The 19,012-nt window shown below is 72.5% G+C and carries 19 protein-coding genes; 12 read left to right on the top strand and 7 right to left on the bottom strand.

Annotated features, from left to right (window positions below):
- Window positions 1–105: 105 nt before the first annotated feature.
- The 5 genes from SM452_RS19515 to SM452_RS19495 all read left to right on the top strand — a co-directional run bounded on the left by SM452_RS19515 (window position 106) and on the right by SM452_RS19495 (window position 4,412).
- Window positions 106–1,398, top strand: coding sequence for an AAA family ATPase (locus tag SM452_RS19515; protein ID WP_194799499.1), 1,293 nt, complete (start codon window positions 106–108; stop codon window positions 1,396–1,398).
- Between the two features lie 75 nt (window positions 1,399–1,473).
- On the top strand, window positions 1,474–1,728 hold the full coding sequence (locus tag SM452_RS19510) for a hypothetical protein (RefSeq protein WP_262014920.1): 255 nt from the start codon (window positions 1,474–1,476) through the stop codon (window positions 1,726–1,728).
- Between the two features lie 67 nt (window positions 1,729–1,795).
- A complete protein-coding gene (locus tag SM452_RS19505) occupies window positions 1,796–2,101 on the top strand; it encodes a DUF6403 family protein (protein ID WP_355507275.1) in 306 nt (101 codons plus the stop codon).
- The gene (locus SM452_RS19500; RefSeq protein WP_463840436.1) at window positions 2,098–3,447 is read left to right on the top strand and encodes a hypothetical protein; all 1,350 of its coding nucleotides are present in this window, start codon (window positions 2,098–2,100) and stop codon (window positions 3,445–3,447) included. Before SM452_RS19505 ends, SM452_RS19500 begins: the two co-directional genes overlap by 4 nt.
- A complete protein-coding gene (locus tag SM452_RS19495) occupies window positions 3,444–4,412 on the top strand; it encodes a hypothetical protein (protein WP_463840435.1) in 969 nt (322 codons plus the stop codon). Before SM452_RS19500 ends, SM452_RS19495 begins: the two co-directional genes overlap by 4 nt.
- Before the next feature lie 27 nt (window positions 4,413–4,439).
- Here the strand turns inward: SM452_RS19495 and SM452_RS19490 are convergent, their stop codons facing one another.
- Entirely contained in the window at window positions 4,440–5,006 is a 567-nt protein-coding gene (locus tag SM452_RS19490) for a snapalysin family zinc-dependent metalloprotease (RefSeq protein ID WP_262014916.1), read from the bottom strand.
- Between the two features lie 117 nt (window positions 5,007–5,123).
- On the opposite strand from SM452_RS19490, the gene SM452_RS19485 reads away from it, so the two are divergent.
- The 5 genes from SM452_RS19485 (at window position 5,124) to SM452_RS19465 (ending at window position 10,496) form a co-directional block, all read left to right on the top strand.
- Window positions 5,124–5,513 (top strand): globin family protein, encoded by a 390-nt coding sequence (locus tag SM452_RS19485; protein ID WP_355507281.1) that lies wholly within the window; start codon window positions 5,124–5,126, stop codon window positions 5,511–5,513.
- A gap of 159 nt (window positions 5,514–5,672) precedes the next feature.
- On the top strand, window positions 5,673–6,386 hold the full coding sequence (locus SM452_RS19480; protein WP_262014914.1) for a hypothetical protein: 714 nt from the start codon (window positions 5,673–5,675) through the stop codon (window positions 6,384–6,386).
- Between the two features lie 13 nt (window positions 6,387–6,399).
- Window positions 6,400–6,660, top strand: coding sequence for a class I SAM-dependent methyltransferase (locus tag SM452_RS19475; RefSeq protein ID WP_262014913.1), 261 nt, complete (start codon window positions 6,400–6,402; stop codon window positions 6,658–6,660).
- Window positions 6,657–7,064, top strand: a complete 408-nt coding sequence (locus SM452_RS19470; RefSeq protein WP_091418959.1) for a hypothetical protein — start codon at window positions 6,657–6,659, stop codon at window positions 7,062–7,064. Before SM452_RS19475 ends, SM452_RS19470 begins: the two co-directional genes overlap by 4 nt.
- A gap of 42 nt (window positions 7,065–7,106) precedes the next feature.
- A complete protein-coding gene (locus SM452_RS19465; RefSeq protein ID WP_463840434.1) occupies window positions 7,107–10,496 on the top strand; it encodes an ATP-binding protein in 3,390 nt (1,129 codons plus the stop codon).
- Between the two features lie 46 nt (window positions 10,497–10,542).
- On the opposite strand, the gene SM452_RS19460 is transcribed toward SM452_RS19465, so the two are convergent.
- From SM452_RS19460 to SM452_RS19450, 3 genes are all read right to left on the bottom strand, one after another.
- The gene (locus tag SM452_RS19460) at window positions 10,543–11,397 is read right to left on the bottom strand and encodes an ABC transporter permease (protein WP_357208096.1); all 855 of its coding nucleotides are present in this window, start codon (window positions 11,395–11,397) and stop codon (window positions 10,543–10,545) included.
- Complete coding sequence (locus SM452_RS19455; RefSeq protein WP_262014910.1) at window positions 11,394–12,407, bottom strand: ATP-binding cassette domain-containing protein; 1,014 nt, start codon at window positions 12,405–12,407, stop codon at window positions 11,394–11,396. The genes SM452_RS19460 and SM452_RS19455 overlap by 4 nt, the downstream gene beginning before the upstream one ends.
- A gap of 184 nt (window positions 12,408–12,591) precedes the next feature.
- Complete coding sequence (locus SM452_RS19450) at window positions 12,592–12,765, bottom strand: hypothetical protein (protein ID WP_463840500.1); 174 nt, start codon at window positions 12,763–12,765, stop codon at window positions 12,592–12,594.
- A gap of 670 nt (window positions 12,766–13,435) precedes the next feature.
- Here SM452_RS19450 and SM452_RS19445 point away from each other — a divergent pair.
- Together SM452_RS19445 and SM452_RS19440 are read left to right on the top strand one after the other, a co-directional pair.
- A complete protein-coding gene (locus SM452_RS19445; RefSeq protein WP_355507292.1) occupies window positions 13,436–15,220 on the top strand; it encodes a hypothetical protein in 1,785 nt (594 codons plus the stop codon).
- The gene (locus SM452_RS19440; protein WP_355507294.1) at window positions 15,211–15,681 is read left to right on the top strand and encodes a hypothetical protein; all 471 of its coding nucleotides are present in this window, start codon (window positions 15,211–15,213) and stop codon (window positions 15,679–15,681) included. The genes SM452_RS19445 and SM452_RS19440 overlap by 10 nt, the downstream gene beginning before the upstream one ends.
- Window positions 15,682–15,732: 51 nt before the next feature.
- Here SM452_RS19440 and SM452_RS19435 read toward each other — a convergent pair whose 3' ends face one another.
- The 3 genes from SM452_RS19435 to SM452_RS19425 all read right to left on the bottom strand — a co-directional run bounded on the left by SM452_RS19435 (window position 15,733) and on the right by SM452_RS19425 (window position 18,972).
- On the bottom strand, window positions 15,733–16,716 hold the full coding sequence (locus SM452_RS19435) for an aldo/keto reductase (protein ID WP_355507296.1): 984 nt from the start codon (window positions 16,714–16,716) through the stop codon (window positions 15,733–15,735).
- A 111-nt stretch (window positions 16,717–16,827) separates the two neighbouring features.
- Complete coding sequence (locus SM452_RS19430; protein WP_463840433.1) at window positions 16,828–17,682, bottom strand: aldo/keto reductase; 855 nt, start codon at window positions 17,680–17,682, stop codon at window positions 16,828–16,830.
- A 114-nt stretch (window positions 17,683–17,796) separates the two neighbouring features.
- Window positions 17,797–18,972 carry an endonuclease gene (locus SM452_RS19425; protein WP_463840432.1) on the bottom strand — a complete coding sequence of 392 codons (1,176 nt, stop codon included), beginning with the start codon at window positions 18,970–18,972 and terminating at the stop codon, window positions 17,797–17,799.
- Between the last annotated feature and the right edge of the window lie 40 nt (window positions 18,973–19,012).

The raw sequence follows: 19,012 nt of genomic DNA, 5'->3' as shown, positions 1-19,012 counted from the left end.
GATGAAGCAGGCGGCGATCTTCCTGGCGGCGGTGGGCGGCCCTACCCGCGGGCGTGTTAAGAAGGGGCCCCGCCTCTACCGGAGACGTTAAAAGGGGGCCCTTCCTTGCACGAAGCGGAGCAGGTGATCCAGCGGGTGCTGCGGGATCTGCGCGACGGCACGCACCGCGGCGTCGTCGTGGACTCGCCTCCCGGCGCCGGGAAGTCCACCCTCGTCGTCCGCGCCGCGATCGAGACCGCAGCCACCGGCGACCCGCTGATGATCGTGGCGCAGACAAACGAGCAGGTGGACGATCTCATCGACCGGCTCGGCCGCAAGGCGCCGGAGCTGCGCGTCGGGCGGCTCTCCGCGACCGACTACCGGCCCACCGAGCGGGTCACCGCCCACCCGGCGGTCCGGGTCGCGGCGAAGGTCGCCGACCTGGGAGGGCCGGCGGTCACCATCGGTACGGCGGCCAAGTGGGCCACCGTCACCGAGGGAAGCTGGCCGTGGGCGATCGTGGACGAGGCGTACCAGATGCGCGCGGATGCGCTGCTGCGCGTGGCGGGACGGTTCGAGCGGGCGCTGTTCGTCGGCGACCCCGGTCAGCTCGATCCGTTCAGCACCGTGGAGACGTTCCGCTGGACCGGCCTGACCTGGGATCCGATGCAGTCGGCGGTGGCCACGCTGCTGCGGCACAACCCGGAGCTGCCGGTGCACCGGTTGCCGGTGTCGTGGCGGCTGCCCGACTCGGCCGCACCTGTGGTGTCCGCCGCGTTCTATCCGTTCACCGGGTTCCGCGCCGGGACCGGCCCGGCCGACCGGGCGCTGACGTTCACCGGGCCCGGTGCGGGTGACGCCTACGACGCCTCGGTCGAGCTGGCCGCCGCGACCGGCTGGGCGTTGCACGAGCTGCCCGCCCGGCACACCGTGCGTACCGACGGGGAGGCCGCCGCGGCCTGCGCGGAGCTGGCGTTGCGGGTGCTGGCGCGCGGCGCGGTCGCGGTGAGCGAGGCCGCGCCGGGCGGCGCGCCGGTCACCGCGGACCGGATCGCCGTCGGGGCCGCCCACCGCGACCAGGTCGCGGCCATCCGGTCCCGGCTGGGCGCGGCCGGGGCGGGCATCACCGTGGATACCGCCAACCGGCTCCAGGGCCGGGAGTACGACGTGACGATCGTGCTGCACCCGCTCTCCGGGCGGCGCGACGCGACCGCGTTCCACCTGGAGTCGGGGCGGCTGTGCGTGCTGGCGTCGCGGCACCGGCACGCCTGCGTGGTGGTGGCGCGGGCCGGGATCGGTGAGCTGCTCGACGCGTACCCGTCGACCGAGCGGGTGCACCTGGACGTACCGGTGAAGTTCCCGGACGGGTGGGAGGCCAACCAGACGGTGCTGACCCACCTCGATGCCCACCGGGCGTGACGAGGGGCCGTCGCGGCAGGATCGGCGGACCGTTCGGATCTTCCGGCGTTCGCGGCCGGTGGGCACGATGGCCGGATGCATCCTCACGATCCCTATCAGCAGGATCCGTACCAGCACCAGGCGTACCAACAGCAGGCGTACCCGCAACAGCCGTACTATCCGCCGCCGGCGTACGTGGAGCAGCCGAGCGAGGGGATGGGCCGGTGGGCGATCGTCCTGTGGGTGGCGGTGCCGGCGCTGCTGGTGATCCTGTGCTGTGCCGGGTGCGTCGTCTCCGGGTTCGCGGGCGGGTTCATGGAGGGCTTCAACGAGGGCTACTCGTCGTCGTAGGTGCGGGCCGGTGGTACACCGCCGCCCTCGGCGCGCAGGGCTGGCGGCGGTGCGTTAGACAGAGATCATGACCGCGAGCGTGTTGCAGTGGCTGGGCGGCTGTGTGGTGGCGGTGGCCGCCGGTTTCCTCGCCGTGTCGCTGCCCCGGCGTCGTGCCCGGGCCGAGGGGCGGCGGGTCGCCTGGTCGTCGGCGCGGGCGGCGATCCACGACGCCACGGTCAGCCGGGACGCGTCCCCGGCGGCGGTACCGGAGGCCGAGCGGCTGCTGGCCCGCGCCGAGATGCTCGCCGCCGCCCGCGGCGGCGCCGACGCGGCCCGCGCGGCGGCCGAGCACGCCCGCCGCGCCGACGAGCTGTGGCGGGCCGGGCGATGACGAGGGTACGGCGGGAGCTGCTGCGCTGGTCGCTGCTGGCCGCCGCGGCGGCGGTGCTCGTGGTGTTCCTGGTGGCGCAGCGGCAGAGCGTGGAGGTCAGCTACGGGCGTTCCCCGTCGGCCGCCGCGCTGCCGGAGGGCTCGGCCGGGGAGCTGAGCGACGCGAGCGTGCCGTCGGTCGAGGAGATGACGGCGCTGGTCGCCGCCGAGCCGGTGGTGCGGCTGCCGGGGGCGGTCGCGCGCTGGGACGAGCAGCGGGTCCGGGCCGCCATCGGTGACCGGGGCACGCGCATCCTGGTCGCCCCGCCCGGTCTGGACGAGGCCGAACGCCGGCGGGTCAAGGACGTGGAGAACGCGGAGATCCGGATCGTCGGCACCGAGGTCAGCGGTGGCCTCTACGTGGCGTCGCCGGACGACCTGCCGGGCTGGCGGGCCCGGTTCGCCACACACGACGTGACCGGCTCGGTGCTCGCGCTGCTGGCCGCGCTGCACGACCAGCCGACCCCGCCGGACGGCGACGACCTGCGCTGGCGGGAGCCGACCGGTCCGGAACTGGCCCCGATGGTCACCGCGTTGCGGGCCACCGGCCGGTACGTGGGCGCCGGAGCCACGCTGACCCGCCTGCCGGAGAAGGCGGCTGGTACCGCGTTCCCGGACGGCGCCTGGTTCGTGGTGCTGCCCGCGCAGCCGTACGGGGAGCCGCTGCCCGCGTACGGGCCGGCGCTGCACCGGCTCGCCCCGGACCAGCCGCTCGTGGTGATGTACGGCGACTGGATCGAGTACCACGGTCCGGACGCTGCGGAATTCGCCGAGGTGGCCACCGCGAGCTTCTACGCCCAGTTCGGCGGGCGGATCGGCCGTTACGCCTATCCCCAGCAGAACGTGCTCGGCACGTATCTGGCCCAGGTCACCGACGTGCGGTACGCGGGGCTGTTCGACCGCCCGCTGCCGTACCGGCCGTTCGACCCGCTGCGGGTGGCGCTGCCGGTGCTGCCCTGGCTCTTCGCCGCGTGCGTGGCGGGTTTCGTGGTGCTGTCCATCCGTACCGTGCGGGGGTCCGGCCGCCGCCCGGCCGACGTCGGCCCCGGTGGCACGCCGGCCCGGCTGGCCGGGCTCTCCGCGCTGGCTGTGGAGTTGTCGCTGCTGACCGACGCGCGCAGCGACCCGGCGCTGGTCCGGGGCGTGGGCCGGTTGCGGGCGGCCCGGGACGCCTTCGACGAGGGGTTGCCCGACCGGCACGTACGCGAACTGCTCGCCGATGCGGCGGCCGAGCTGGACGACGTGGCCCGGGACGTGCGGATGCCCGGCTACCGGCCGGACGTCTACCTGCGGGCGAGGCTGTCGTGAGCCGCGTCGCGAACCGGCCCCGACAGGCGGCGGAGCGTCGTGGCGGGACGGCGACCGGCCCGCGCCGGCTGCTGGGCCGGCTGGTCGGTACCGCGTTCGGCCGGGCGGTGCTCGCCTGCCTGGCGCTGGCCGGCTGGGCACTGTGGACCGGCGGCGTCCTGGACGGGCCGATCGCGCGGCAGGTACGCGGCTCCTCGGTCTACGCGGCGCCCGGCGTGGACCTGGACCGGGCCGCCGCCGAACGGGTGATCGGCAACCGGCGGCTGGTGGTGCTGATCATGGAGCCCGGTGCCGACCTGCGGGAGGCGTGCGACGACACCGAGCGCGCCGCCCAGGGCACACTGGTGCTGGCGATGAGCCGCGACGGTGAGGACTGGGACACCTACGGCTGCTCCCGCCTTGGTGGTGACCTGGGCCGGGCCGTGGTCACCGAGACCACCATCGGCCGGGGCGCTGACGCGTTCGTGGACCGGCCGGTCGAGGCGCTGAAGGTGATCGTGCTCAACTACGACCGGCTGGTCCGGGCCGGTCTGGTGCCGGACGGTGCTCGTACCATCAGCCCGTCGCTGCCCCGGTACCTGCTGGCCGGCGGCGCGGTGGCCGGGGTGGTCGCCGGTGCGGCGGTGCTCTGGCTGGGCGGCCGGCGGGCCGGGCGGCTGGCCGACGCCCGCCGGGCCGGGCGGGACGCACGCGCCGACGAGCGGGCCGCGCTCGGCGCTGCCACGGCTGTCCTCGCCCAGCAGATCATCGACCTGGACGGGCATGCCGGGCCGGCTGCCCCGGCGCATCGGCGGCTGGCCGCCGACTACGTGGGCCTGCTCGACGAGGTGTCCGAGGTGGACGACGACGCCGGGGCCGTGCGCCGGCTCCGGGAGCGGGTCGAGGAGCTGAGCCGCCGCGCGGCGGATCTCGCCGACGACGCCGCGTCCGGCCGGCGTGGGACGCGCGGACGGGGCCGGCGGTGATCCGCCGACCCCGTCGTCAGTGCGTCGTCAGCGCTGGGCGCCCACCGTCGAGGCGGCCGGCCAGCTGCCGGTGAAGACCTGGGCGGGCGTCGCGCTGCGGACGGCGAAGCCGAACAGCGAGTCGACCCGGGATGCCTCGGCGGAGCTGGGGTACGGGTTGGTGCAGCTCGTGCCGGCGCTGCCGCCGGACATCAGGATGGCGCAGTTGCCGTTGTAGTTGTCCGGCAGGCCGAGGATGTGGCCGATCTCGTGCGTCATGATGCGCAGTGCCGAGTACTGCTGGGCCTGGTTGTAGTCGATCACCACGCGGCCGTTGCCGAGGCTGGTGCGCTGGGCGTACGAGCCGCCGCCGTAGGTGTAGGTGATCCGCAGGTTGGACCCGCACTGGGCCATGTTGATGTTGTTCGTGTAGTTGTTCCAGATCGCCGCCGCCTGCACCGCCGTGTTGGCGAACGGGCCGGCCTGGCTGATGTTGTAGCAGACGTTGCGGACGGCGGCGGAGGCCGGAGCCGGGTTGACGGCTACCGCGCCTACTGCTGCCAGCGTCGCGGCCGCGAGGGTGGCGAGGATCCGGGACAGCTTGGGCTTACGCATGGTTCACACTCCTTGGGATGGGGGGGTGAGCGGAACGCCGCAAGCCTATAGATAGGCATTCATCGATATCAAGGGTTGCGGTGAACTGACCGGGCTCGATCATCCGTACCCCTGGTCGTGCGGACCACGGAGCTGGTGACCTGTCCCCGCGAGCCCTGCGAACGGCTCGGCCCGGTCGCCGTGCGCGCCGCGGTGCACCGCTGGCTGCGGCTGATCGCTGCGGACGCGGAGCTGGCGCCGTACCTGATCGGGGTGGACCGCCGCCGGCTCGCCGCGCTGCTCACCGCCCGGCTGGGCGCGGCGCTGGGCGGGACGCGACGGAGTCCGGACGGCGTGCCCGCGGACGCCGGCGAACCGGTCCTCGGTGGACCACGACGCCCGCCGCTCACCGGCGAGCAGCGCTGGCGCGTCCTGGACTACCTGGCCGCGGCACTCTGGACGCTCGACCTGCCGGCGGCGACCGTCGTCGACGCGCAGCGGGCCGTGGCCGGGCTGCTCCGGGCCTGACCGCCCGTCCGGCCGGGGTGGCGTGAACCGGGCACAGGAACGGTCGTTCACGCCGCCGGGTATCCCCGGCTTTCCTGTCGGCCTCCCGTCACGCAGGGTGTATTTCTGATCGCTTCCGGTCGATAGCGTCGGAGCACTGCCGTCGACGAAGGGCCGACGATGAACGACAACGGACACCTGCTCGACCGTCGGCGACTGCTCGCCGGCGCGGCGGCGGCCTCTGCGGTCACAGTGACCGGCCTGGCCGTCGCCACCACCACCGGCGCCGCGGCGGCCGCACCGGGCCGCCCCGCGACGCCACTCGTCTCCCGGGACCGCATCGCCACCGCCGCGCTGCGGGCGCCCGACGGATCCGCACTCCCGGTCGCCGTCCAGGCCGACTTCCACGCCCGGCTCGCCGCCTGGCTGGCGTTCTGGTCGGCGAACTCGCCGGCGGCCTGGAGCGTGCCGGTGCAGGTGGTCGCCCGGATCGAGGCGGCCGGCGACGCGCTGGTGCTGCACGGGATCCGGCACCGCCGCGACGACGAGCTGCGCGCCGGCTTCGCCGCCGGCCGGCGGGACGCCACCCACCTGGCCACGCTGGCCAGCCTGCACCACCACTTCCCGAGCGTGCGGGTCCGCCCGGACGGCACGATCCGGGTCGCCGACGGACCCGCCGGGTTCACCGGCGCGCCGGAACAGGTCGCCTTCGCGGTCGCGTCCTGCCGCGAACTGTGGGGCGACACCACGGCGACCGCCGACCGCTGGGCGGAGCACGCCGCCCGGGTGCTCGCCCGCGCCGGGCATCGCACCGACGCCGCCTCGCACGCCGGCTGGGCGGCCTTCACCCGCACCAGCCTGCGTCGCGGGCTGGGCACCGAATCGTACGAGTGACCGGAGGAAGCACATGGCCCGCAACGAGTTCCGCTTCGTGGTCGACGGCGTCGACCTGAGCCCCGAACAGCAGACAGTGATCGCCGCGGAGATCCAGAAGGCCGGCCTGGCCGCGCTGCGTACCGCCGACGCCAGGCTGACCAACCCGCTGACCGTCGGCCACGGCAACATCAAGCTGCGTCCCGAGTGGTACGGCCTCTGGGTCATCGACGGGCCGTTCGCCCAGGACCTCGGGCAGAAGATCAACGACATCGGGTTCTGGATCCAGCGGTGACCGACGCCGCCCGGCCGGCCGGCACGCCGGAGCGGATGTGCCCGAGCACCCCGGCGTCGAACGCCACCGTGTTCCTCGGCATGATCACTCCGGCGGGCCGGGTGGCCTACGTGACTCCGGCCGTACCGGCCGAGGTGGCGCTCGCCGGGCTCGGTGACTCCGACGAGCCGATCGAGTCGCGGGCCCGACTCGCCGGCCCGTGCGTCACCTCGTCCTGTGGCTTCTGGACCGGCTCGCACTGCGGGCTGGGCGCCCGGATGGCCGCCTCGTACGCCGAGACCGCCCCGCCGGCCGAGGAGACGCTGCCGAAGTGCGCGATCCGGCGTACCTGCCGGTGGTTCGCCGAACAGGGACCGGCCGCCTGCCCGGCGTGCGCGCACGTGGTGACCGACGCGCGGCTCTGAGGGACCCTCCTTGTCGGACCCTTCGGCTAGCGTCGTGAGGTCATGGAGCCGCGGTTCGGCCAACACCTCATCGGGCGGGAGCATCCCGCTGCGCTGCTGCGCGCCGAGGTGGCCCGGCTGGTCGACAGTCACGGCGGTCTCGTCCTGGTCACCGGCGAGCCGGGCATCGGCAAGACCACGCTGGTGTCGGCCGCCGCCGACGAGGCCCGCCGCGGCGGGGCGCTGGTGCTCGGCGCCGCCTGCTGGGACTCCGACACCGCTCCCGACTACTGGCCCTGGGTGCAGGTGCTGCGCCGGCTGGCCCGGTCCGCCGACGACCCGCGCGGGGTGCGGGAGGCAGCCGCCGTCGGCCTGGCGGCACTGCTCGGCGAGCGCGCCGCCGGCGACCCGGCCGAGCCGGGCCGCGTCACCGACCGGGGCGACATGGCCGCGCCGGGCGACCCGGCCGAGCCCGGCGACGCGGCCGAGCCCGGTGACGCCGACGCACCGGGCGACGTCGGCCGGGCCGAGTTCGACAGGCACGACGCGGTGACCGCAGCGCTGGTCGCCGTGGCCCAGCACCGGCCGGTCGCGGTGGTCCTCGACGACCTGCACTGGGCCGACCCGGCGTCGCTGCGGCTGCTCCAGTTCGTCGCCCAGCACGCCTGGTTCGAGCGGTTGCTGCTGATCGGCACCTACCGGGACGCCGAAGTCGAATCCGGCGACCACCCGCTGCGGCAGTGGCTGCTGCCGCTCACCGCCAAGGCCACCACCGTCACGCTCGCCGGGCTGGGCCGCGCCGAGGTGGCCGCCCTGATGGCCCGCACCGCCGGCCGGGAGCCCGACGCGAGCCTCGTCGACGAGGTGCACCGGCGCACCGGCGGGAACCCCTTCTTCGTGGAGCAGACCGCCCGGCTCTGGCACACCCACGGCCTGACCGACACCGTCGCCCCCGGCGTACGGGAGGTGGTGCGCCGCCGGCTCGACCAGTTGCCCGCCGGAGTGGTCGAGGCGCTCACGGTGGCCGCCGTGCTCGGCCGCGAGTTCGATGGGCGGACGCTCGCGGCCTGCGTACCCGCTCCGGTCGCGCAGGTCGACCGGCTGCTCGGCCGCGCCGCCGCGGCCCGGCTGGTGCTGCCCCGCGACGGCGGCCGGTTCGTCTTCGTGCACGACCTGGTCCGCGAGACGCTCTACGACGGGCTCGCCGACGACGAACGGCGGGCCCGGCACGCGGCGGTGGTCCGGGCCGTCTACCGATCGGACGCGCTCGCGGGCGCGCTCAGCCCGGCCCACCTGGCCCGGCACGCCTGGCTGGCCGGCGCCGAGCTGGACCCGGAACGCGCCGGTGACCTGCTGGTGGCCGCCGCCCGCGACGCCGGGGGCCGGATCGCCGTGGACGAGTCGGTACGGCATTACCGGCGCGCGCTCGAGCTGACCGGCGAGCCCGGCCGGCGGGTCCGGGTGCTGCTGGAACTGGCCGGGCTGTTGCACCACGCCGGCCCGCCGGCCGAGGTGGAGCGGCTGCTGGCCGAGGCCGCCGCGCTGGCGAGGGAGCTGCCCGATCCCGGCGTGCTGACCCGGGTGGCGCTCATCGCCCACCGGCAGCACTCCGCCACCCGCCGCCGGCTCGACGCCGCCGAGCTGGTCCGGGAGGCGTACCGGCGGTTGATCGCGGAGCCGGATCTGGAACGGCCGGTACGCGCGCTGGTCACCGACCTGATCACCGCCACCGAGACGCTCGCCCGGCACGGCCGCGACGACGAGGCGCTCACCTTCAGCCTGTGGGCCCGCCACGACACGACCTGGGGTCTCGGCACCGCGCAGGAGCGAGCAGTGGTCACCGCCGAGATCCGGGAGGTGGCCCGCCGCAGCGGCGACCGGGAGACCGAGCTGTGGGCCACGGCGCTGCGCTGGGTCGCGCTGCTGGAGCTGGGCGATCCGGGTTACCGGCAGGAGCTGACCGCGTTCGTGACCGGCGCGCGACGCGACGACGTGGCCCGGCAGCGGGTGGCGGCGATCGCGGACACCGCCATCATCGCCGCCTTCCAGGGCGACCTCGCCGCCGCCGAGGCGGGCTTCGCCGAGGCGGAGAGCTACCGCGAGCCGGGGCACTCCGACCACGCGTTCATGACGCACCACATGCGCTGGTCGATTCTGCTGCTGTACGGCCGCCTCGCCGAGGCCGAGGCGGTGCTCGACCGGGTGGGTACCGGGCACCCGCAGGCCGAGCTGCTCCGGGCGATCACCGCGGCCGAGCGCGGCGACGCGGCCACGGTGCTGCGGCTCACCGCCGCGATCGAGGCCGCGGGAACCGCGTACCCCCGGTCGGTGTCGCCGTTGTGGCTGCGCCTGCGGGCGCAGGCGGCGGCAGTGGACGGCGACCCGGCGCGGTGCGCGGCCGTGCGGGCCGACCTGACCCCGCACCGCGGGCAGTGGGCGGCGGCGTTGTTCGGCTGCGACATCGGCGGCCCGGTCGATCTGTGGCTGGCCGGTGTGGACGCGGCCGAGGGCCGGTGGGACGACGCGGTCGACTGCTACGCGGCGGCCCGGGACTCCGCCGACCGGCTGGGCGCCCGGCCCTGGTCGGTGCTGGCCCGGGCCGGTCTGGTGGGCGCGCTCGCCGGGCGCGACGGGCCGGGCGACGCGGCCGAGGCGCGGCGACTGCGGGCCGAGACGGTGGCCGAGGCGCGGGCGCTGGGGATGATCCAGGTGGTGGACCGGCTGGGCGCGGCGGATCCCGCCCCGGCGGCGGCGTCCGCAGTGGTCGCGCCGGTGGCGGCCCGGCTCGGCGCGGGCGTTCCGGCCCTGGCCGTCGCGCCGTCGCTGCCCAGCCGGCGGGGCGCGTCGGGCCTGTCCCGGGCGGGTGTGGTGCACGGGCGGACGCCCGACCCCGGCGCGGACGTCATCCGGCCCGAGTTCCGTCCGGACGGGCCGGTGTGGCGCCTCGCGTACGACGGCGTCGTGGTGCACCTGCCCGACGCCAAAGGGCTGCACGACCTGCGCCTGCTGCTGAGCCGTCCCGGCACGGACGTGCCCGCCGTCGAACTGCTCGATCCGGCGGCCGGTCCGGAACTCGTCGCCGCGCGCCGCCTCGGAGCCGATCCGGTGCTCGACGACGAGGCGAAGGCCCGCTACCGCCGGCACCTGCGGCGGCTCGACGACGAGATCGACCGGGCGGCGGCCAAGGACGACGGGCGGCGGCTGGCCGAACTGGACGCCGAGCGCGCGGCGCTGCTCGACCAGTTGCGTGCCGCCGCCGGGCTGGCCGGGCGCGACCGGCGACTCGGTGACCAGGCGGAACGGGCGCGCAAGGCGGTGACCGGGCGGATCCGGGACACCCTGCGCCGCATCGACGAGCGGCATCCGGCGCTCGCCGCGCACCTGCGCGAGTCGGTCACCACCGGCGGCGCCTGCCGCTACCGGCCGGCCGAGCCGGTGCCCTGGCGGCTCTGACCACCGACTGTGGCGGGGCCGCGTGGACCCCGCCACAGTCGTCGCGTCAGCGGCGGTTGTAGCGGTACATCGTCAGCGTGCCGAACACGACCACGAAGAATGCGCTCCAGAGCAGCATCCACATGGTGCTCGGGCCGTCCATCGAGCCGGCCATCGCCGCCCGGACCGAGGTGACGAGCTGGGTGATCGGGTTGATCTTGACGAACGCCTGCAGCCAACCGGGCATGGTCGACGGGTCGACGAACACGTTGCTCAGGAACGTCAGCGGGAACAGCACCATCATGCTGGTCCCCATCACCGACTTCTCGCTGCGCAGCACCAGGCCGAAGAACGTCCACACCCAGGAGAACGCGAACGAGAAGACCACCAGCAGCCCGATCCCGGCGAGCACCCCGAGCAGCCCGCCGTCGGGACGGAAGCCGAGCACCACGCCCACGGTGAGGATGACCACGGCGGCCAGGACGTAGCGCAGCACGTCGCCGAAGATCATCCCGACCAGCGCCGCCGGCCGCCAGACCGGCAGCGTACGGATCCGGTCGAAGACGCCCTTCTCGATGTCGCTGTTCAGCCCGACCCCGGTGTACATGGTGATCATCACGACGCTCGTGACCATGATGCCGGGCAGGAAGAACTGCAGGTACGCACGCGGGCTGTCGGCGAGCGCGCCACCGAACAGGTACGTGAACATCAGCACCATGATGATCGGGAACGCGGTCACGTCGAACAGCTGCTCCGGCACGTGCTTGATCTTCAGCAGCGCCCGCCAGCCGAACGTCAGCGACGCCGACAACGCGCTGGGCCGGGCCGGCCGCTCGGCCGGGGCGAGCACAGTGGCCAGCGCCTCGGCGGACGGCATGTAGACGGACGGCGACCGCCCGGTGCTGATTGCGGTGTCGCTCATCGCGCCGCCTCCAGTTCGTCGTCCCGCTCGTCCGCCGGGACGGCCGGGTGGTCGGTCAGGGCCAGGAAGACCTCGTCCAGGCTGGGCTGGCCGAGGGAGAAGTCGTCCACCACGATGCCGGCGGCGGCCAGCTCACCGAGCGCCCGCGCCGCCTGCGTACCGGCCTCCAGGTCGGTGCCGTGCTCGCCGACGCGGGCGGTCAGCGCCGCCGGATCCGCGGCGAGCTGCACCGGTACGCCGAGCGACGCCCGCAGCACCTGCTCGGCCTGCGGCCGCTGCTCCGGATCGCGCAGCCGGATGTGGACACTGCCCGCGCCGATCGACGACTTCAACTCGCCCGGGGTGCCCTCCGCGATCACCCGGCCGTGGTCGACCACAGCGATCCGGCCGGCGAGCTGGTCCGCCTCGTCGAGGTACTGCGTGGTCAGCAGCACCGTCGTGCCGTACGCCACCACCGCCCGCACGATCGCCCACACCTGGTTGCGGCTGCGCGGGTCCAGCCCGGTGGTCGGCTCGTCGAGGAACAGCAGATCCGGGGTGTTGAGGATGCTCGCGGCGATGTCGATGCGCCGCCGCATCCCACCGGAGTACTTCTTCACCTGCCGTCCCGCCGCATCGGTCAGCCCGAACGCGGCGAGCAACTGCTCGGCCCGGTCCCGGGCGCCGGACCGGCCCAGCCCGAGCAGCCGGCCCAGCAGGACCAGGTTCTCCGCGCCGGTCAGGTCCTCGTCCAGCGAGGCGTACTGGCCGGTCAGGCTCACCCGGGCGCGCACCGCGTCGGCCTCGCGCACCACGTCGTGCCCGAAGACCCGGGCCGTGCCGCCGTCCGGGCGCAACAGCGTCGCCAGCACGCGTACGGCTGTGGTCTTCCCGGCGCCGTTCGGGCCCAGTACGCCGTAGACGGTGCCGGCGGGAACCCGCAGGTCCAGCCCGTCGAGTGCCCGGGTCGAACCGAAGGACCGGACCAAGCCCTCGGCCTCGACGGCCAGGCCGGTGTTCCGGTTGCTCATGAGTCACTACCTCTTTCGTCGGTGTAATGCCAGCAGGCGTACGGGCGCGTCGCACCAGCCCTCGCGCAATGCGAATCCCCGTCAGGACAGCCGTCGAGGAGCAGCCGGACGTCCTGTCCGATCCGTTCCCCAGAGTGGGCGAGGGCCTGCCGTTGAGCAGGCCGACGCCGACACCCCCGTACCGTCATCGCGGTGCAGCGCGGCGAGGACCGTCCGGGGTTGGTCGACCGCGTGCGCGCCGGTTGACCGGCAGCCGTATGAGACAAAGCCGACCGGTGTGGTCCTGCCATTGGTCGTACGCGACGCCTATCGCCTGTTTCAACGAAGCCGGGAAGCTGTGGTTGCACGCCGGTGTCACCACCACGAACGCTTCCGCGAGCGCCACCTGCTCCGCGAACTCCCGCACGTCGGGCGTGGGCTCGGCGGGCAGGATGGCCGAGAGGGGTCGTATGGGTCACGTCGACTTCGCGTACGTCGAGCCCGCGTGGCGGGGCGCCTGAGCGAGGAATCAGAAGCCGTTCCGGGGCGCTGCCGATGATGACGGCGAGCCGTGACGGCGTCATGCTGTCCTCCCTCTCTTCCGGCCTCACTCCTCAGGCGCCAGACGAGCCGCTAGATCAGATCTGGCGCGGCATCCCACGCGAGGATCGCCGGTGGACAACCGGCATTGGTCGATGTTCTCCCCTTGGTCGCCTGAACCGCCGATTCGCTTCCTTCGTACTACCGGATGGTGTGGGCGTTGGCCGAGTGGAGACTGGTGCTGCCCAAAGAAGGGATTCATCGAAGAGTGCCGATAACGATACGGTAACGACTGCCGTCGGACATGGATGGTCAATGTCCGGAGGGGCGGCTGATCGGGTGCTCCTGACGTGCGCAGATCTCATCGCGCGTGGCGTTTGTGGTCCGCCCTGGTGTGCCCTCGGGGCCTCGACAGGTGCCAGACCCTGTAGCAGGGTGTTGCTCTCTGCATACGGTGTGCTCTTGGTTGGGGGCGGAATTTCATGGGTCACCGCTGGGCGAGGACGGCAATGAACCTGATCATTTGCGTCGTGGCCGCACCTCTGGTGATCCTTGCCGGCAGCACGGGATGGCTGCGCCATCAGTTCGACGCGCAGGGCGGCTGGCTGGCCACCCATGGCGATTGGCTGGAAGGGGCGGCGCGCCTGTTCTTCCTCGTATTGGCTGTGGGAATTGCACTCCTCATGTTTGGCCGGCTGCGTGAGCGGCTGGCAGGGGAAACCAAGGTCGTGGAGACGCCAGTGCTGCCGTCGATCTCCACGCTTCGGCGGCTGCAGGCCGCTGCGGTGGACGGCTACCAGCAGGACGCGGATGCCGTTGCCCTGTTCGTCGAGCTAATAGTCGATCCGGGCAAATTCCGGTCCCGATTGACTGAGGCGATCGATCATGACGAACGTGCAGTAGTGCAGCAAGTAACTGTCTCGTTCTCGCTGCCTCTGCTGGACGCCAACGGTCCCCTCTACCTGCCGGTCCTCCAGCCACTCAAGGGTGAACTCGTGGACAACTTCCATATCCGCTCGGCGGCAGGTGATTCTCTGACCACCCTGTCCTACGAAGAGTCGGTTCAGTTGGCGGCCGCGGGCCTTCGCCTGTTGTTGGCGAGGATGGCCCCCAAGGCAACAGAGCTGGACGAGGCCCTGCGACTCGCGGAGTGGGCGTTGCTACAGATCATCGCCACCCGGGGTCCTCAGGTCTCACCGAGCGAGGCCGCAGCGGCCAACGGCAACATCTGGGATCTCTGTGCGGAGGTGGCCGAGGAGAAAATGGACGCGATCCTGGACGGCATCTCCTTCCCCGATGACGAAAGTCAGCGTTGCGTTCGTAAGTACGTCGCGGCGCTCAGCTCGTCTTACCCCATCATCGCTGTCGTTCCGTCGGCAGAACTTATCAGTCGTCGGGTTCTCGTGAAGTACGAGCGCACTTACATCCCGTCCTCGCTGACCGCCACATGGCGGGGCTTGCTGCGGCTTGGCCTCGGCTTGAGGCCCGATCAAGTTGCCGTCCCGCTCGACCTGGCGCTGACGGCGGACAGCTACCACCTGCGGGTGAATGCGCCGGCGAACAAGTACGTTTTGAAGCAGGTTTTGCAGTGTCGACACTGCGAATCATTGGTTGAGCGGAATTGGCGGGGGAGGCGGCCCATCGGCAAGACGGACAGATGTGCGCATGAATCCGGCCATGCCACCCAGTCCGGCCACCATTTCCGGGTGCGTCGGAAGCGTGGACAGAACTTTGTTCACGTCTATCTACGTGGGTATGCTCGACAGTCGCCGAAGATGCGAGACCTCGCGTTGTTGGCTCGCTTCAAAGAGACGCCGCCCGGCGCACGTGGCCGCGCGGCCGTGACAGCTCTCGCGACCACCCTGTTGGTGGCAGTCGTTGGAAATCTCGTCAACACGCCTCAGGGCGCACAGGTGGGCGGCCTGCCGGCGCTGATGCTGGCGTTGCCGGCGATCGCGGCCTCCTGGTTCGGCATGACCGGGGATCGTGAGACGCTCGTCGGCGGTTCTCTCCTGGCGCGTCTTTCTCTGATCACCAGCGGCATCGTTTCCGTGGCGGCCGTGGTCCTGTATCTGGGCACCTCGTCGACGGGTGCCACCACGACTACCCAAAACGACGACGTCCCCGCCCCGCTTACTTTCGTTGGAATCACTGACTGGCGCTGGATCACGTTGTGTGCCCTGTCGGCTCTCAACCTGATCTACATCTCCTATCGGTTCTCTCTGAAGCTCGTGCACTACAACGACCTGATCAAGCGCAAGGATCTCGGTGCGGGGGAGTTCGCATGGAGATGATGAGAACAGGAGTGAAAATGGACCCTTCGCACGAACCAGAGCCGAACGAGGACAGTCCTGGTGACGGCGAGCAGGCTGACCGAGTGGGGCAACCCGAGAAGTACGTCGTTGACGACGCGCTGTGGGTGGTGCCGTCCAGCAACTACATCGACCCCGGACCGCCGCTTGAGACCAGTCTGTTCGACGACCGCGGACGGCTCGATGATGCTTGGCGCTTGGCCATAGACAGCCTCCAGGCCGAGGCCGACGAGTCGGAGGAGCGCCGAAAGGAGATGGAGACGAAGGCGCAGAAGCTGATCGACGAGGCCGAGCGCTCGGCTCAGGATTTTGTGGACCGCCGACTCAAGCGCCCGACGTCAGACACGGAGGCCGCGCCTCCCGGTATCACCGGCCACCCGGTGCGGGCCGGGGTCGGTCGGGTAGCGAAAATTACCCGGCGGCTTGTGCTCCGGCACGGATGAGTCGCATCGATCGGGAGCGTCGGACAGTTCTGCGCCCTCGTCCATCAGCGGTCAGGCTGCCGAGTCCAGCCGGGTCCGCTGCTCGGCGGTCAGCTCCAGGTCGACGGCGGCCAGGCTCTCCTCCAGCTGCGCCACCGACGAGAAGCCGACGAGCGGGATCGACGGGATGTCACCGCCCGTCAGCCAGGCCAGCACCACCTGGTTGACGGTGGCACCGGTCTCGGCGGCCACCGCCCGCAGCGCCGCCAGCCGGGCCGGGGTGGCCGGCAGCGCGTACTCCTCGCCGAGCCGTTCCGGCCTCGCGTACGCGCCCTTGAGCAGCGGCGAATAGGCCACCAGGGTGAGCTGCGGCTCGGTACGCAGATAGCTGAGCAGGTCCGGGCCGGCCCAGCCGACGTCGCCGTCGCGGTCCAGCTCGCTCGGCACGTCGAGACGCCGGGGCAGGTAGCTGCGGTGGTACTGGAGCACCTCGTACCCGGGCAGGCCGGCCGCGGCGGCGAGCGCGCGGGCCCGCTCCACCCGCCAGGCGCGGTGGTTGCTGGCGCCCAGCAACCCGACGGTGCCCTCGGCCACCAGCTCGGCGAATCCCTCCACGGTCTCCTGCAGCGGCACCGTGTGGTCCTCGATGTGGGCGTAGAGCAGGTCGAGCCGCTCGACGCCGAGGCGCTCCCGGCTGCGCTCGGCGGACTCGCGGATCACCTTGGCCGACAGCCCTTCCGGGTTGTCGACGTAGCTGGTGCCGGGGGCGAGCGGGCGGGCGCCCAGCTTCGTCGCGATGACCACCTCGTCGCCGATCCCGCGGCTGCGCCGCCAGCGGCCGAGCAGCTCCTCGCTCTCGCCACCCTGGCCCCCGTTCTGCCAGAAGGCGTAGTTGTCCGAGGTGTCGATGAAGGTGCCGCCCGCCTCGACGTACCGGTCGAGGATGGCGAACGAGGTGGCCTCGTCGGTGGCGGTGCCGAACAGCATCGCGCCGAGACTGAGCACGCTGACTTCGCGGCGGGTGGCCGGGTCCGTGCCGATGGTGCGGTAGCGCATGTCTTCCTCCCCGTCGGAGCTTTGCCGGTCACCCTGCCCCTTCGAGTGCACGCGAAGTCAACAAGCGGAGGGGCCCCGGGTCTCCCCGGGGCCCCTCCGACGTGTGACCGCTCAGTTCGGGATGTAGTCGAACTCGTCCGGGTTCGGGCCCGTCCGGCCGGCCTCGCCCCGGTCCAGCGAGGTGAGCCGCTCCATCGCGGTGTCGTCGAGCGTGAAGTCGAAGATCGCGAAGTTCTCCTCGATCCGCTTCGGCGTGGTCGACTTCGGGAAGACGATGTCGCCGCGCTGCACGTGCCAGCGCAGCACCACCTGGGCCGGGGTCCGGCCGACCTGCTCGGCCACGTCGACGACTGTCGGGTCGTCGAGCACCTTGCCCTGCGCGATCGGCGACCACGCCTCGGTGGCGATGCCGTGCGCCCTGTCGTACGCCCGCACCTCCTCGTTGCCGAGGTAGGGGTGCGCCTCGATCTGGTTGACCGCCGGCACCACGTCCGCCTCGGCGGCCAGCCGCTCCAGGTGCGCGACCTGGAAGTTGGACACGCCGATCGACCGGACCGTGCCCGCGTCACGCAGCTCCTCCAGCACCTTCCAGGTGGAGACGAAGTCGCCGTCGTAGCGCGTGGGCAGCGGCCAGTGGATCAGGAACAGGTCGAGGTAGTCGAACTTCAGCTCCCGCAGCGACTGCTCGAACGCCTTGCGGGCGTCGTCCGGGCGGTGGAAGCCGTTGTTCAGCTTGCTGGTGACGAAGACCTCGCCGCGGTCCAGCCCGGAGGCGCGCAGCGCCTGACCCACCTCGGCCTCGTTGCCGTACATCTGGGCGGTGTCGATGTGCCGGTAGCCGACCTCCAGCGCGGTGCCCACGGCCCGGACGGTGTCCTTCGGCTCGATCTGGAAGACGCCGAAGCCGAGCTGCGGGATGGTGTTGCCGTCGTTGAGCGCGATGTCCGGAATGCCGTTCTGGGCCATGAGAGCCTCATCTCCGATCGTGCGGTGCCGGGGCGCGTCCGTGCCGACCGCCCCGGCCGTGCCAACCGGATGTCTCTACCCGCTCGCCACGCTTCCTCACATCGGGGACGAGCGTCAACTCCAGATCGACCGCGCCCACTCGGGGTGGTCGACGAACGGGTTGCGGTTGCCCTGCCAGCGCTCGTAGATGCGCTGGTTGCGGCGCTTCTCGAAGGCGTCCGGCGGATCCTGGTCGTTCCAGGCCAGCAGCTTCGACAGCCGCCCGAGGCGGGGCGCGGAGCCGTTGGAGACCGAGTCGTTCGGTTCCAGGTCCGGCCAGCCGTCGTCGCCCTCGTACCGGATCGCCATGTAGAGGATCATGCGGGCCACGTCGCCCTTCACCGCGTCGCGCGGCTCGAACGAGTCGGCGTCGGTGTAGCAGCCGGGCGCCTCGGCCACCGTGCCGCCGCCCGAGTCGAAGTCCTTGTTGCCGCGCGACGAGTTGACGGACACGTCCTCCGGGCGCAGGTGGTGCACGTCCGTGCCGGGACCGGTGGCGGTGCCGAAGTCGCCGTGCGACTTGGCCCAGACGTGCTCCCGGTTCCAGTCGTTCGCGCCGCCGCCGTTACTCGTCTTGCTCTGCGACCGTCCGCTGTAGAGCAGGACCACGTTCGCCGGGTTGGCCGGATCCTGGTCGGTGTCCTTGAGTGCGTCCCACACCTGGTCGTAGCTGAGTTTCGTCTGCACCCTGATGATGCCGTGCAGCGCGGTGCGCAGCGCCGGCCCGGTCTTGCCGGCCGCGTTCGCGTAGTACGCGTCCGGCCCGGCGGTGCCGGTCGGGCCCGGGGTCGGCGTGGGACTCGGCGTGGCGCCGCCGCCGAGGCTCATGGCGGTCGGGTTCTTCAGCCCGCCGTGACTGAAGTACGCGGTGAGCGTGCCGGTGGCGGTCACCTGCCGTCCCCGCAGCGACGGGTTGGTGAGCAGCCCGAAGGTGCTCCGCCAGGCGGCCGTCACCTGCACGTACAGCATCCGGGCGGTGCCGGTCTCGCCGGCCTGGTCGGCGATCGCGATAGCGGTGTCGGCGGTGAAGCCCGAGGTGAGCACCGTGGTGGTGGCGGTGGGCTGGCCGATGACGTAGCCGGTAACGGTGGCCGTCCGGCCGTCCTGGGCGGCGAGCGCCTGCGCCACCGTCAGTGTGGTCGCGGCCGACGCGGCGCCGGTCACGCCGAGCGGGAACGCGACCGCGACGGCGAGCACCACCGCCGCGATCAGCCGCCCGGGTCGCGAGCGGGTGACGCACTTGATATTCATGATCAGCGATGTTAGCCGGATCGGGGTGAACTGCGGGAGG

The sequence above is a fragment of the Micromonospora sp. SYSU B005 genome, from assembly GCF_055362685.1.
The sequence above is the reverse complement of the archived record's forward strand: the minus strand, read 5'-3'. Positions and strand labels throughout refer to the sequence as shown.

Excerpts from the sequence above, each read along its gene's own strand:
- SM452_RS19440 (WP_355507294.1), top strand. The coding sequence starts at position 15,211 with ATGGAGATGATGAGAACAGGAGTGAAAATGGACCCTTCGCACGAACCA.
- SM452_RS19500 (WP_463840436.1), top strand. The coding sequence starts at position 2,098 with ATGACGAGGGTACGGCGGGAGCTGCTGCGCTGGTCGCTGCTGGCCGCC.
- SM452_RS19430 (WP_463840433.1), bottom strand. The coding sequence starts at position 17,682 with ATGGCCCAGAACGGCATTCCGGACATCGCGCTCAACGACGGCAACACC.
- SM452_RS19510 (WP_262014920.1), top strand. The coding sequence starts at position 1,474 with ATGCATCCTCACGATCCCTATCAGCAGGATCCGTACCAGCACCAGGCG.
- SM452_RS19490 (WP_262014916.1), bottom strand. The coding sequence starts at position 5,006 with ATGCGTAAGCCCAAGCTGTCCCGGATCCTCGCCACCCTCGCGGCCGCG.
- SM452_RS19445 (WP_355507292.1), top strand. The coding sequence starts at position 13,436 with ATGAACCTGATCATTTGCGTCGTGGCCGCACCTCTGGTGATCCTTGCC.
- SM452_RS19460 (WP_357208096.1), bottom strand. The coding sequence starts at position 11,397 with ATGAGCGACACCGCAATCAGCACCGGGCGGTCGCCGTCCGTCTACATG.
- SM452_RS19455 (WP_262014910.1), bottom strand. The coding sequence starts at position 12,407 with ATGAGCAACCGGAACACCGGCCTGGCCGTCGAGGCCGAGGGCTTGGTC.
- SM452_RS19505 (WP_355507275.1), top strand. The coding sequence starts at position 1,796 with ATGACCGCGAGCGTGTTGCAGTGGCTGGGCGGCTGTGTGGTGGCGGTG.
- SM452_RS19465 (WP_463840434.1), top strand. The coding sequence starts at position 7,107 with ATGGAGCCGCGGTTCGGCCAACACCTCATCGGGCGGGAGCATCCCGCT.
- SM452_RS19425 (WP_463840432.1), bottom strand. The coding sequence starts at position 18,972 with ATGAATATCAAGTGCGTCACCCGCTCGCGACCCGGGCGGCTGATCGCG.
- SM452_RS19480 (WP_262014914.1), top strand. The coding sequence starts at position 5,673 with ATGAACGACAACGGACACCTGCTCGACCGTCGGCGACTGCTCGCCGGC.
- SM452_RS19435 (WP_355507296.1), bottom strand. The coding sequence starts at position 16,716 with ATGCGCTACCGCACCATCGGCACGGACCCGGCCACCCGCCGCGAAGTC.
- SM452_RS19475 (WP_262014913.1), top strand. The coding sequence starts at position 6,400 with ATGGCCCGCAACGAGTTCCGCTTCGTGGTCGACGGCGTCGACCTGAGC.